Consider the following 12,468-nt stretch of genomic DNA (forward strand, 5'->3'; position numbering starts at 1 on the left):
ATAGTTTGTAGCCATCTGTATTTCATCAAATTTAGGGTGGTACTCTCCAGTGGCATGGTGAAACTTTGGCATGACCTTGTGCGCCACGTTCGCCCACATATTGATTTTGACCTTGGCGATGGACTGGTGTGTGTTCTCATCAAACTCGATTAGCTCACTGTAGTAGTGCGCGCGCGTACCCAGTAGCCACCGCCTTTGAATTTACGGTCAATGGTTTGTTTTATTTCGGTGAGGAATTGGGATAGTGTGAAAGAGGTGGTGTCGGTTTGTGTGGCAGGTTCTGCCATAAAAATATCTTTGTTCATTTTGGAATCTCTGGCAGGCTAGAGTTGTTGTCAAAGAAATCATCAACGCTATAAGTGTATACTTCATCATGATATATGGTTGATTTATACGTAATAGCCTTGGGTGTAAAAACACCTATATACGTAGGCATTATTTTTAATGAGTTTTCTTTGAAAACACTGGGTGTATAGGCTGCAAAATTCTTGTTATCTGCATAACGTGCAGATTCGTATAAAAATGCTTCGATATTATTTTTTCTCATTGATTTTGATAATTGCTGAGTGTAAGCATAACTATTTTTAGATATCAGTAGTTTATGGTCTAAATATTTAATCTTAGTGAGATCGAGAAAGCTATGAATGTTGCATTGCACTGAAAAAACTGTTCTTTCAAAGTAAAGTATATCGCGTATGTTTGCTTGTCGGTTGAAGTTAAAGAAATAAAATGCAGATTCAGCTAGGGCTGTTTCCTTGTTGCTTGAACCGTACCATAGCGACTTTTCATAGATGGTGCCAAACCTAGAGCCATATTTCAAAGGAGGATATCTAAATGGAGTATAAATTAAATAATGATGGTCTATATGCTTGGTTTTGGGTTTAGCCTTTTCTTCAAGTAGTTGCTCTAATCGTTCTTGTTCTTGAATATTGCCAGCCGTGAGTTTAAGCGTTGAAGCAGTATTTTGTGTTTCAATACTTCTATAGACTGTTAGCCTTTCACATGGTTGGATGTACTTTTTAATGAAGCTACACTCGTCCACGGTAGTAATCCAAGTAGTTCATTACCAAAACCAATCCCTTGACTGATGTCATTAAATCCATAGGTGTGTTGCCATTAAGATCGTTATTTTTATTTGTTAGCCATTTTTTACATACCGCTTCATTGCCGCCATATATTGCATCTAGTGATCGGATGATTTTTATAAAATATAACGCAAGTTCTCCGGTACTGGTTTCGGGTGAAAATGTATTTGAATTGGTTTTTTTGGCTTTGCTGAAAGCTGAATTGCTCATATGAAGAATGCGCGCGATATCAGATTGTGGGATATTATATAACTTCGAGACATTCTCTAAAGATTTTGCAATGATTGAGCTATCATTTGTTACACTAACCGCAGTCATTTTAGCAACTCCTTATTTATTTACTTTATCAAGTATAATTTAAAAAAGTGAAAAAGTAAATGATCTTTACGAATTGAATTTCAGGCAAGGGCAAGCTGTAACGAGCCAAATTAAATTGCCTGATTTGAGCCACATTATTTTGCCTATTACATATGTAATCTAATCATCGTATTTGAGATGTTTCATTCGTTGATATAAATGAATAGAACTAAAGGCAATATGCCAATTATTTTTATTTATAATAAAGTTATCTTCAATACTCTCTTAATCTGAAGTTTAGAGTTTCAGATTAATTTTTTATTGTATCTGGCTATTTTTAATCGACTTATGGCATGGTAATTGGCAGGCTATAAGTGCAAACAAAACAACAAGCCAAACACATTATGATCATAGTCATAAAGGGAATCGCCCTCATTATGTTCGAGGGCAGTGTTGGGTTGTATTAGGTTGTGTGCATGGTGGCTTATCACGCCTAAGCTGAAGTCAGTGGTGTTGATGTTATTTTAGGCTATGCCAGACGCTACTATATTGAGCCTGTCTTTGATGATGTGAAGAACAGATGGGGTTGGAAAAATGCTTGGCACAAACCAGACAGGTATTACATCGCTGGACGCATTTGATCTTTGCAGCCTATGCGTTACCAAAATTACTTGTTTTGAAACTTGCTGATTGGAAGTTTGATCTTAATGTTATTCCCTGGAGGCAGAGTTAACCGATGACGGCTGGGTTAGTACGAATATGGCTTTGGCGTATTTTTTCGCAGTTTGAAATTAGGACTGGTGTACAAAAGCAAGAAAATTCACTATCCCAATTCTGCAGGCAAACCGTGCTAGTCATAGAAAAGTAGATAAAGCTGCTTAAAAGCTTAGTTGCGTGAGCTAGCAAGTAAATCGACTGATTGATAATTTAATGTGTAAAACTCTAAACTTCAGAACTAGAACAAAATAACAACAAATTATTAAAAATGACTCATGCGACAAACAATAGCAAACTCACAATACTGGCAACTACTTGCCGAAGGTGTGACCATCGATTCTCCCGCGACAAAATCAGACATTTGTTTTTGCAACTGAGCTTGCCAATAATACTTTAGCGCCATGTAATTTTGTGGCATATCATCTGCTACTTTCTTTATAGGATAAGCTTTTGGCTCACCCGCCATTATCCAATCATCAATACTTGAGATACTTTGTAACCCTATCTTAGCACCATTTATTATAGCAACAGCTACCGCATCGGCATCTTCATAGATAGCATATAATGGCAATTGTGACTCAGTAATTGGTGATTTTAGTAAATCGCTAATCTGATAACTTTTAGACGTTTTATAATCAATCACTACGGTATGATTATCCGCCAATCGATCAACTCGATCCAGACGCAATTTAAGCGTGACACCAGCAATTGTACATTCTAACTCTTTTTCAAGTGCCACAACCTCAAATGATGCTTGACGCAACTTCTCATAATCAAGCCATTGTAAGATTATCTCTTGCAAACGCGTTATTTCAACCTCTTTAATTAATGCTGGCAGTATATTGATTAATGCCACATGTTTATTCAACGCCGATTTGACATGCTGTTTTATTACTTCAACTAAAACATCTTTTGCAGTATTGATTAAGTTGTCAGATGTTCTTAATTGTCGCCATACTTGCTCTAATACATGATGAATAATCAACCCCTTCTCGAGGGCTGATAGTATCGGTTTATGTGTCTTATCCGCATCAAGATGCAACCGATGAATCAACGCCGCGCGATACGGACACTCAGCAAAATTTTTAAAAACTTGTGAGCCACCCTTGACCTGTTGACAGCTGTCAGCGATTATTGCTTGCAAGGTATTATCCTCAAAGACAGCAAACTGAATAGGCACATCCGCTTTATCATCAGATTTTGTATGATCATAATGAATCTCAGCTAAATTCATTAATAAAGGTGAACATGTTTGTATTTTTTCATCATTTAATAAAGCATAACTAAAATAAATATTTTTCGCCTGCTTTGTTAGACGTTTGGTAATTGTCTTAGCAAATTGAAGCTCACGCTCAACACTAGAATGCGGCATTGACTTTGATCTTTGTAGCGACAAAGGTAAATAAGGGTTCATATTAGCAAAGCTTGGCCAATTGTTATCGTTCATCCTGATGACAAAAAGATGATCAAAGTAGATTTCTGTTGCCTCAAGCACACCTAAAATATGTACGTGTGGGTTATACTTTGTTTCCGTTTGAAAAAGTGTGTTGCTTACTAAGTTTTGTAACTCTATTAACCACTGATCAAACGTAAGATGGACGTCTAAACGCATTAATATAATAAGCTTATTAAGTAGTTTATAAAATTGCGCCAAAGCCTGATGCTCTATACTCGTTAGTTTACATTGATCAAGATATCCAAGTATCGCAATGGCTTGTTGTAACTTTTCAATAAAGGTAAAGGCTGTGAGTTTACATCCTTGCTTTTGTGATTGATGAAAGCTCATCATATTAGTGATAGTTTCTAATAAGATAGGATCACAATCATCCGTAAATAACTTAAGTTTAACCAGTTTGCCAAATTTAATTGATTCAGGCACTTTGGATTTAAGTGCTTGCAGCTTCTGATATCTTTGTACTTTGTAATCATCATACCCTTTAAGATAGCTTGAGCTAAGTACCAGTTTAATCTCATCAAAGTTTACAATTTTATCAAGCTTAAGCCATAACATAAGCTGATAAATAATCCCTTGGTGTAATAAGCTTTCACCACCTGATATGGTATATTCACGCATGCTGTTATCTAACAGTGGATTTTGCTTGGCTTGAGTAGTAATAAAATACTGATCAAATACATTAACTAGAGAATTAAATTGCGCCTGCAAATCTGGTACAATTACACCAATGGTGGCTTGTGGTTGACTTTGACTTAACTCAAACACTGCTTTAGCAACCTTTTCAATTTCAAATTTATCCTCAAGATATTCGGTAATTTCAATATGGCTTGTCGTGTCCATTAAGCCCCACGTCTCTATAGCGATATGAAGTTCAGATGTACAATACGCTAAAAACATCTTCATTTGAGGTGTCACGGTATCAAAGCCCACTAAGATAATTTTCTGATAGCTAAAATAATTCACTGTCTTAGTTAACACCTCACTTCTTGCTAAAAGCTCTGTTATCAACCGTGATTTATCCGTCCAGTTATATTCCGTCAAAGTATTTTGGTAGCGTCCAATCCATTGTAAAAACAAACGAATATTCTTATTATCTGACTGATTTTCAATATCTGCTACCCTCAAACGCCATTGCTGTAACAATTGCCATGCACTAAACACAAGTTTTACTTGATGTGCATTGGGCATAAAAACATTCTCGTCTTCTTTAAGATAAGTCAACAGCAGAAATCGTGCTTCATCATCACTGATTAGATTAGGTAAAGAGCTATCTAACATTTGTGCATGAGCGTATAAAGCATCAATAAACCCATCAAAACTCATACAAACATCACGCAATACAACATATTGTTTTCGTGTACGTGCATAGTTTAAATACAGTGTGGTTAAATGATCTTTTAAGCGGGTATTTGCAGTAATAACAATTGTTGTGTCATTGATTTGGTTGAACAATCTAAGATAGTGACTGACATCTTTGTCATCATTTAATTGATTTTGTGCATCAAGCATTTTTTAGTATAACCACATCACAAGGTGCATTATTAGAAATCTTACTGGCAACTGAACCCATACGCCCAAAAACACCATGATGATGGCCATTGAGAATCAAAAGATCAATGTTATGTTCTTCAATATATTCAATAATGCCATCCGCTACAGAATCCGCATCAATCACTTTGCAGATAACATGATTGTGTTTTGCAATATTTACGGTGACCTCAGTAAACTTTTGTGTCAAACGATCTTTAATTAACTGATTGGGCGTTTTTTCGGAAACACCAGCACCATACCCATAATCAAAAACCGTTTTATGAACGCTAACAACATGCAAATTTGCTTTTTTGGTTTTAGCATAGTCAACTAAATGCGCCAATACTTTTTCCACATCATCATTGACATCAACCGCATAAATAATATTTCGGTATTCAAACATTTATATCTCCTTTTTATTTTTATTGAAGTTACATCGTTTTTTTATTCTACTACACTCTATTATTATGCCCTTGAAATGATGGTCAAGAGAATACTTTGAATGAATCTTTTTACTTCAATCTAATTTTAGCTACAATATTCTTGTTTTCTGCTTTGAATTAATTAAAAAATTAATAAAGGAAAAGCCATGGATAAGGATTTAAGTTTTTTATGCAACACACCATTAGCAGCCGATGCCAGTGCTATCAAACAACTACTTATCAGTAAGTTATTGCCACAAATAAAATGGCAACAAATAACACAGCATTATTTAAGTCCACTGGTCCCCTTTAATATCCATTATAGGCTTTATGAAATTTGTTATGCTAAAACAGATTTTAAGCCCATTTGGCTGCCAGATAATGAAACAAAGACAAATAGCTACTTAGGCAGATGGCTTAATAAGCTGAAATTTTCTGACATCTCTCAATTTTATCAATATAGTATTGACTCCCCACAGGACTTCTGGGGACAAGCCATCGCTGACTTGAATTTATCTTATACAAAAAAACCTTTAACTAGCTTTGATATGTCATTATTTCCACACACGCCAACCTGGCTACCTGGTGCTTGTTTTAATATTGCTGATTGCTGTATTAATGTTGCAGATAATATCGTATCAAAGCCTGCAATTATTTATAAAGGCATGCGGGATGGTAAATGTATTGAGCAAACAATGAATTATGCCGAACTTCAAGACCTAGTGCACACAATTGCCACAGGATTTAAACAACACTATCAATTAAACCCAAAGGATACAGTTGCCATTATTATGCCGATGAATATTGAGGCGGTGGCAACTTATTTGGCCGTTATCTATCTTGGTGCGAGTGTTGTTTCAATTGCTGATAGTTTTTCTGAAAGTGAAATTGATAAAAGACTAAGTACCAGTAATTGCAAACTAGTAGTCACACAAGATGTGATTACTCGAGGCAATAAAACACTGAAGCTTTATCAAAAGATCATGAATTGTCAGGTTTCATCAATTATCTGTTTAAACACTAAAAGTCAAAGTGTGAGTTTACGTGCCAATGATATGCTCTTTGACGATCTGTTAAATAAAAACAACTCAAATATAACACCCACGCCTTATCTCCACAATGCGCAGGGGGTTATAAATATTTTATTCTCCTCCGGTACGACAGGTACAGCTAAAGCGATTGTTTGGGAACAAAGTACGGCTCTTAAGGTAGCAACTGATGCTAAGCTTTATATGGATACTAATGAAGAAGATATCTGGGCATGGCCGACAAGCCTTGGTTGGATGATGGGACCATGGCTTGTGTTTACCGTCTTTTTAAATCGTGCAACGATGGCATTAACTGAAGATTTATCAACCTCCCTTGAGTTTGCTCAGTTTATTGAGAGAACTCAAGTCACTAAACTAGGCGTGATTCCTAGCATTGTCAATGCTTGGCATAAAAATGCTGTGCTAGAACAGGTTAACTGGCAGCATATTAAGCTCTTTGCCAGCACCGGTGAAGCATCCAATGTTGAAGATATGTTTTATTTATCTTTGCATGCTCACTATAAACCAATCATTGAATATTGTGGCGGCACCGAGATTGGTGGTGCTTATATCAGCTCGACACTCTTGCAAGCGAATGCCCCTGCACAGTTTTCACAAGTATGCTTTGGTATTGAGCTTATACTTTTAGATGAGAATCAAAAGATTTTGCTACAAAGTGGCAAGGTAATTGGAGAAGCTGCATTAAGCTCTTGCGCATTAGGCCTATCTAATCGCTTATTAAATGCTGATAACAATGATATCTATTATAATGGTATGCCACTTTATAATGGCAAACCACTGCGTAGACATGGCGATTTGTTAAAACGCTCAGCTAATGGTTACTACCATTCATTAGGACGTGCTGACAATACCATGAATTTAGGCGGCATTAAAACCTCTAGCGCTGAAATTGAACAGGTGCTTCTAAATTTGGAAGGTATTTATGAGTTAGCCGCAGTTGCAGTGAATAATGAGACAAAAGGGATATCTAAGCTGGTAATATATGTCGTACCAATGGTACCGCTAGATATTTGTCAACTAAAAATTCAAATGCAAGCACTACTGAAAGAATATTTAAATCCATTGTTTAAAATAAACGATGTTATTTTAATTGAAAAACTGCCAAGAACGGCAAGCAACAAAGTCATACATCGTGAATTAAAAGCGCATTATGCGCAGTATTGTCAAAACAGTACGTGTTGCTAACTAAAGTTTGTTAGTTTGTATCAGGATTGGCTTTACGCGCCAAGGTTTGCCCTTCGGTTAAGCTATTTTGGTTAGATTGTGTCTGTGTTTTCACCTGACGAATCGTATTATAGCGTTCAGTCGTCACATCAACATCAAAGCCGGTTGCAATAATGGTAATATCAACATTATCGCCCATATCTTCTTTGATTGAGGTACCAATAATAACTGGCGCATCTGCTGAGGCAATTTCTGCCACTCGATCACCTAACTCAGTAAACTCGCCTAAAGAAATATCATTACTAGAGGTGACACATACCAATAAACCTTTGGCATCTTTAAGTTCGATGTCTTCCAACAAGTCACAAGAGACAGCTTTATCAACAGCTTTTAAAATACGATCCTCACCACCGGCGTGCCCCGTGCCAATAACTGCCAAACCAGGCGAGGCCATAACTGTTTTGACATCCGCAAAGTCAACGTTAATGTGACCTGGTGTACGAATGATCCCAGTCATTGATGACATAGCATTATAAAGCACATCATTGGCAGCATGAAAAGCCTCCATTAAGGTTGTTCTATCCCCTAATGATTTACGTAGTTTATCATTAGGAATGACAATTAATGAATTAACATGTTCCTGAAGCGCTGAAATACCTTGTCTGGCAATCACTTCACGACGACGCCCTTCAAAGGAAAAAGGTGTCGTCACTACACCAACCGTAACAATACCTTTACGTTTTGCAACTTCTGCAATAACTCCAGCGGCTCCCGTACCTGTACCACCACCCATACCAGCAGTAATAAACAACATATCGCAATTAGCGATTGCTTCTTCAATATGATGCATGCTTTCTTGCGCTGCTTTAAGCCCCACTTCAGGATTAGCACCTGCTCCTAACCCTTTAGAAATGAATTCACCAATTTGGACTTTATGTGGCGATAAATTCTTATCAAGTGCCTGTTTATCGGTGTTCATAGCATATATTTGCGCACCTTGCAGTCCTCTTTCCACCATGTAGCTTACAGCGTTACCGCCTCCACCACCAACACCAATTACTTTAATGCGACCATGTTCAAAACCACTTGAATATTGTTCATGTTCTGATTTTGTCATCATTTCTCCTCAACTTTTCCCTTAACTAAATCGCTATAGTATATACGTAAATACGCTAAAATAACGATATTTCTGCGCTTTCATTGTAAAATCTTTCGTAAATAAAACGTAAATTTAGACAAATTATTTTTTGCGTAGTGTATTTGCTTTTCTCATATATTGATAATAAGTAATTTATGTTACACTGCATTCAAGTAAATTTGCTAGATGATGGGAATTTTTTCATGGAAAAGCAATACGATAAAGCCAGAGTCAGGCTCATTAAAAAATATCCTAATCGACGCTTGTATGATACGCAAGATAGTTGCTATATCACCGCAGAAGGTGTGCATAAGCTAATTATTGAGCATGAAAATGTTGTCGTTGTTGAGAATAAAAGTGGTAAAGATATTACGCGTAGCGTATTAATGCAGATCATCAATGATCTTGAGGAAAGCAGCCCAAGACAGATGTTTAGTAATGAGTTTTTGGCGCAGATTATTAAATCTTATGGCACAGATATGCAAAATACACTAGTGATGTGTTTTAACAAAACGCTGGATCTGTATTTAGGGCAAAAACATGCAACTGAAGCCATTACCAAAAAATTAAATACTGCAATGACACCAAGCGACTACTTTAATACTACAGCAAGAGAGAATATTGATCGCTGGCAAAAATCTTGGGATAATCTAAAAAGTTCTAAAAAGTCTTAAAATTTTCCGATGTTTTACGCTAATAGGTACATAAATAGCGGCAGTGTTACTAATGAAAGCAATGTACTTGAGAAGTAAATGCTGGTTGCCTCCTCTGGTCTTGCGTTCCACTGCACTGCTAACACAGTAGCAATTGTAGCAGTGGGCATTGCTAATAAATAGACCATCTCCCTTGCAGAATCACCCTGTATTCCAAAAAGAATCACAATAAACCATGCAATAAAACCACTAAAAAGGCTCTTCATCAATAGGTTAAATAGCAGTAATTTACTAAATCTTATTTTTGTTCTATAAAGTGCTAATCCTACAGTAAATAAAGAAACAAACATACAGGCTTTAGAAATGCTGTCAATTGAGTTAAAAATTACTTGAGGAATATAATCACTAAATCCACTAAAGCTAGAAATTACACCTATTACAACTGCCAAAAACATAGGTGTTTTTAACGATCGACTAAAAGCAAATATAAATAGATTCTGTTTACCTCTTTGCCCACCACTGTCAGTTTCTAATAAAATAATAGTAAGCGGAATTAAGACAATAGATACAATAAAATTTGCTTTTGCTACGGATATAATAGCGCTACTACCAATAACATAAGATAGAAAAGGAATTCCCATTCCACCCATATTAGGGAATGCACATAACATTGACTGCATTGCTGCATTGGATATTCTTTCTTTGAAAAAATACCTACTTGATATAAAAGTAACCAACCATATCAACATCATGGCAGTTAAAAATGCCAATAACCAGCGATAATCTAATATATCTGAAGTTTTGGCTTTTGCTGTTTCCATAAATAGTAATGCAGGAAAAACATAAAATGACACTAATTTTGCACATACTTTTTTGGCATCAATACCTACTACGCCGAAACGAATAGAACACCAACCAACAAAAATTAAGATAAAAACGGGTAATATGGAGTTAATGATTTCAATAAGCATTTTCTACTCCACTACTTGAAAACAAAATAAGTAATTGATTATTTAACATAATGAGCTCCCCCTCTTTGAATAGTATTTTTTTAAGATACGGATTATTGATTTATTTAGCAGCTAAGAAACGTTCAATCCGTTGATATAACACTTCACACTCCTGGGGCACTAACTTGCCAAAATTAATGAAGCCATGAATCATGTTATCAAAATGGTAATGATGTGTATCAACGCCCTTTTCCATCAAGCTTTGCGCAAAGAGTAAGCCCTCATCTCTTAAGGGATCAAAGCCTGCAGTAAATACCATCGTGCGTGGCATTTTTTCAAGATCTTTAATATAAAGTGGTGATATTTCTGGCTCAGTCCCATCCATTTCTTTAGGGCGATATTGCATATTATACCAATTGACTTGGCGTGATTCTAATAAATATCCTTGACTAAATTCACGCATTGATTCTGTGTTATGCGTTAAATCAGTTGTAGGATAGATTAATACTTGATTACTAACTACAAACTCACCTGTTTGCAGTGATTTCTCGACACAAAGCGCGGTGTAGTTACCTCCTGAGCTATCGCCAATCATCGTAAAGTCTTTATTGTCTGCCTTGATATCAGCAGCGTGCTCATATGCCCACTTAGTGACTTGATAGACATCGTTAAGGCCTTCAGGATATGGATTTTCAGGTGCTAAACGATAGTCAACGGCTAAAACAACACGATTTGTCGTATGTGCTAAATGCCTGCATGGTGCATCAAATGAATCAAGCGTTCCTGAAACAAAGCCACCGCCATGCGTATAAACAATAATAGGCAAATGTTCCTTAGGGTTTGGGTGATACAAGCGCACATCAATCTCACGCCCTTTAACCTTTACCGCAAAATCACGCACAGATGTAATCTCAACCTTGTTGCCGGCATAAAGCATAAGAGATGCTGCAGATTTGCGGACACCCTCAATGCTTAAAGTATCATTTTTCCTATACTTATTCACAAAATCTAATAAGTTTTGCAGTTTTTCTGGTACAGCTTTTTGTCCATGATACAGTGTGACTTTACGCATATTTTCAGATAATGCTTTGGATGCAGTAACTTCACTATTAGATTTAGCTAAAACATTAAACCAGCTTTGCTGGCGTGGTGTCATCCGATCCCCCATTCCACTGATGGAACTTGCAATCCCCTGATCGCTACAATCGCTTTGTGCAAACTCCATTAAATGTTTACTTACCCAACGAATTAAAGTTATTGCTTTATCATGATTATCAAAACGTGTCTGCAAAATACAGTCGTTATTGGCAATACCATTAGTCCACGGCACATAATCAACAATAAAATTACAAGGCAGATAATGAAGTCCCGCCTCACGCGCTAATGCAAACTCCGGAAATGCCGTCATGCCTATGACACCTCCCCCCATCGCTTGATAACACTTTGCATCAATCATCGTTGGAAATTGAGGTCCATCAATACATACACAAATTTGGCCAAAATGGATTAGAAAATCGAAGTGATCCTTTTGTTTTTTAATGCTATCAGCGGCTTTTTCACTGATTGGATGGGTTAATGACACATAAGCCAAAATGCCATCATCACAAAAAGTTGATTCACGCAACCCCTTAGTGCGATCAATATATTGATAAGGAATCGACATATCCCCAGGCTTTAATACGGTTTGTAAGCTACGTACAGACGACAAAGCTAAAATGGCCGTTGCACCATATTTTTTAAGGGCATAAATATTAGCGCGATAATTAATTTTGCCAGGTAAAATATTTTCAGCCTGTCCCGTACGACACAAAAATAGCATCTCAACATCATTGACTTTAATGCGATAAAAGCCATTTGAACATAATCCAAATGGTGTCTCACGTGGCAGTGTTTCTAATATTTCAAACTCATCAAACTCTTCAAACCCACTGCTACCAATAATTGCCCACATAACGCTTCCTTATGATTTAATTGCTTATGCATATTATCGGATAGTCTTAGCTATTT

General features: G+C 36.5%; 10 protein-coding genes and 1 pseudogene. 3 read left to right on the forward strand and 8 right to left on the reverse strand.

The genetic code is table 11. The features are described from left to right. Positions 1-149: 149 nt before the first annotated feature. Genes DNK85_RS11525 through DNK85_RS06850 form a run of 3 tightly spaced genes read right to left on the reverse strand, consistent with a single transcriptional unit; the run spans position 150 to position 1,403 of the window. The gene (locus DNK85_RS11525; protein WP_162896570.1) at positions 150-287 is read right to left on the reverse strand and encodes an exodeoxyribonuclease VII large subunit; all 138 of its coding nucleotides are present in this window, start codon (positions 285-287) and stop codon (positions 150-152) included. Positions 288-301: 14 nt separating this feature from the next. Beyond that, positions 302-1,042 (reverse strand): RES family NAD+ phosphorylase, encoded by a 741-nt coding sequence (locus tag DNK85_RS06845; protein ID WP_162896571.1) that lies wholly within the window; start codon positions 1,040-1,042, stop codon positions 302-304. Further along, positions 1,029-1,403 (reverse strand): antitoxin Xre/MbcA/ParS toxin-binding domain-containing protein, encoded by a 375-nt coding sequence (locus tag DNK85_RS06850; RefSeq protein ID WP_119328836.1) that lies wholly within the window; start codon positions 1,401-1,403, stop codon positions 1,029-1,031. The genes DNK85_RS06845 and DNK85_RS06850 overlap by 14 nt, the downstream gene beginning before the upstream one ends. A gap of 476 nt (positions 1,404-1,879) precedes the next feature. Here DNK85_RS06850 and DNK85_RS12630 point away from each other — a divergent pair. Continuing rightward, a pseudogene (locus tag DNK85_RS12630) lies at positions 1,880-2,264 on the forward strand (IS701 family transposase); the annotation flags it as partial. A gap of 97 nt (positions 2,265-2,361) precedes the next feature. Here DNK85_RS12630 and DNK85_RS06855 read toward each other — a convergent pair. After that, on the reverse strand, positions 2,362-5,064 hold the full coding sequence (locus tag DNK85_RS06855; protein WP_119328837.1) for a PD-(D/E)XK nuclease family protein: 2,703 nt from the start codon (positions 5,062-5,064) through the stop codon (positions 2,362-2,364). Further along, positions 5,057-5,488 carry a universal stress protein gene (locus DNK85_RS06860; RefSeq protein ID WP_119328838.1) on the reverse strand — a complete coding sequence of 144 codons (432 nt, stop codon included), beginning with the start codon at positions 5,486-5,488 and terminating at the stop codon, positions 5,057-5,059. The genes DNK85_RS06855 and DNK85_RS06860 overlap by 8 nt, the downstream gene beginning before the upstream one ends. Before the next feature lie 186 nt (positions 5,489-5,674). On the opposite strand from DNK85_RS06860, the gene DNK85_RS06865 reads away from it, so the two are divergent. Then, entirely contained in the window at positions 5,675-7,741 is a 2,067-nt protein-coding gene (locus tag DNK85_RS06865; RefSeq protein WP_119328839.1) for an AMP-binding protein, read from the forward strand. A gap of 10 nt (positions 7,742-7,751) precedes the next feature. On the opposite strand, the gene ftsZ is transcribed toward DNK85_RS06865, so the two are convergent. Next, a complete protein-coding gene (gene ftsZ, locus DNK85_RS06870; RefSeq protein ID WP_235842401.1) occupies positions 7,752-8,837 on the reverse strand; it encodes a cell division protein FtsZ in 1,086 nt (361 codons plus the stop codon). A 224-nt stretch (positions 8,838-9,061) separates the two neighbouring features. On the opposite strand from ftsZ, the gene phaR reads away from it, so the two are divergent. Then, a complete protein-coding gene (gene phaR, locus DNK85_RS06875) occupies positions 9,062-9,532 on the forward strand; it encodes a polyhydroxyalkanoate synthesis repressor PhaR (RefSeq protein ID WP_162896573.1) in 471 nt (156 codons plus the stop codon). A 14-nt stretch (positions 9,533-9,546) separates the two neighbouring features. Here phaR and DNK85_RS06880 read toward each other — a convergent pair whose 3' ends face one another. Both DNK85_RS06880 and DNK85_RS06885 read right to left on the reverse strand, forming a co-directional pair. Then, a complete protein-coding gene (locus DNK85_RS06880) occupies positions 9,547-10,482 on the reverse strand; it encodes an AEC family transporter (protein ID WP_119328842.1) in 936 nt (311 codons plus the stop codon). Positions 10,483-10,582: 100 nt separating this feature from the next. Continuing rightward, positions 10,583-12,412, reverse strand: coding sequence for an alpha/beta hydrolase fold domain-containing protein (locus DNK85_RS06885; protein ID WP_119328843.1), 1,830 nt, complete (start codon positions 12,410-12,412; stop codon positions 10,583-10,585). Positions 12,413-12,468 lie beyond the last annotated feature (56 nt).

Source organism: Cysteiniphilum halobium (assembly GCF_003574425.1).
Taxonomy (GTDB): Bacteria; Pseudomonadota; Gammaproteobacteria; order Francisellales; family Francisellaceae; genus Caedibacter; species Caedibacter halobius.

What these genes read in the sequence shown, in the direction of transcription:
- DNK85_RS06880 (WP_119328842.1), bottom strand. Translation starts at nt 10,482, where the DNA reads ATGCTTATTGAAATCATTAACTCCATATTACCCGTTTTTATCTTAATT.
- phaR (WP_162896573.1), top strand. Translation starts at nt 9,062, where the DNA reads ATGGAAAAGCAATACGATAAAGCCAGAGTCAGGCTCATTAAAAAATAT.
- ftsZ (WP_235842401.1), bottom strand. Translation starts at nt 8,837, where the DNA reads ATGACAAAATCAGAACATGAACAATATTCAAGTGGTTTTGAACATGGT.
- DNK85_RS06860 (WP_119328838.1), bottom strand. Translation starts at nt 5,488, where the DNA reads ATGTTTGAATACCGAAATATTATTTATGCGGTTGATGTCAATGATGAT.
- DNK85_RS06885 (WP_119328843.1), bottom strand. Translation starts at nt 12,412, where the DNA reads ATGTGGGCAATTATTGGTAGCAGTGGGTTTGAAGAGTTTGATGAGTTT.
- DNK85_RS11525 (WP_162896570.1), bottom strand. Translation starts at nt 287, where the DNA reads ATGGCAGAACCTGCCACACAAACCGACACCACCTCTTTCACACTATCC.
- DNK85_RS06855 (WP_119328837.1), bottom strand. Translation starts at nt 5,064, where the DNA reads ATGCTTGATGCACAAAATCAATTAAATGATGACAAAGATGTCAGTCAC.
- DNK85_RS06850 (WP_119328836.1), bottom strand. Translation starts at nt 1,403, where the DNA reads ATGACTGCGGTTAGTGTAACAAATGATAGCTCAATCATTGCAAAATCT.
- DNK85_RS06865 (WP_119328839.1), top strand. Translation starts at nt 5,675, where the DNA reads ATGGATAAGGATTTAAGTTTTTTATGCAACACACCATTAGCAGCCGAT.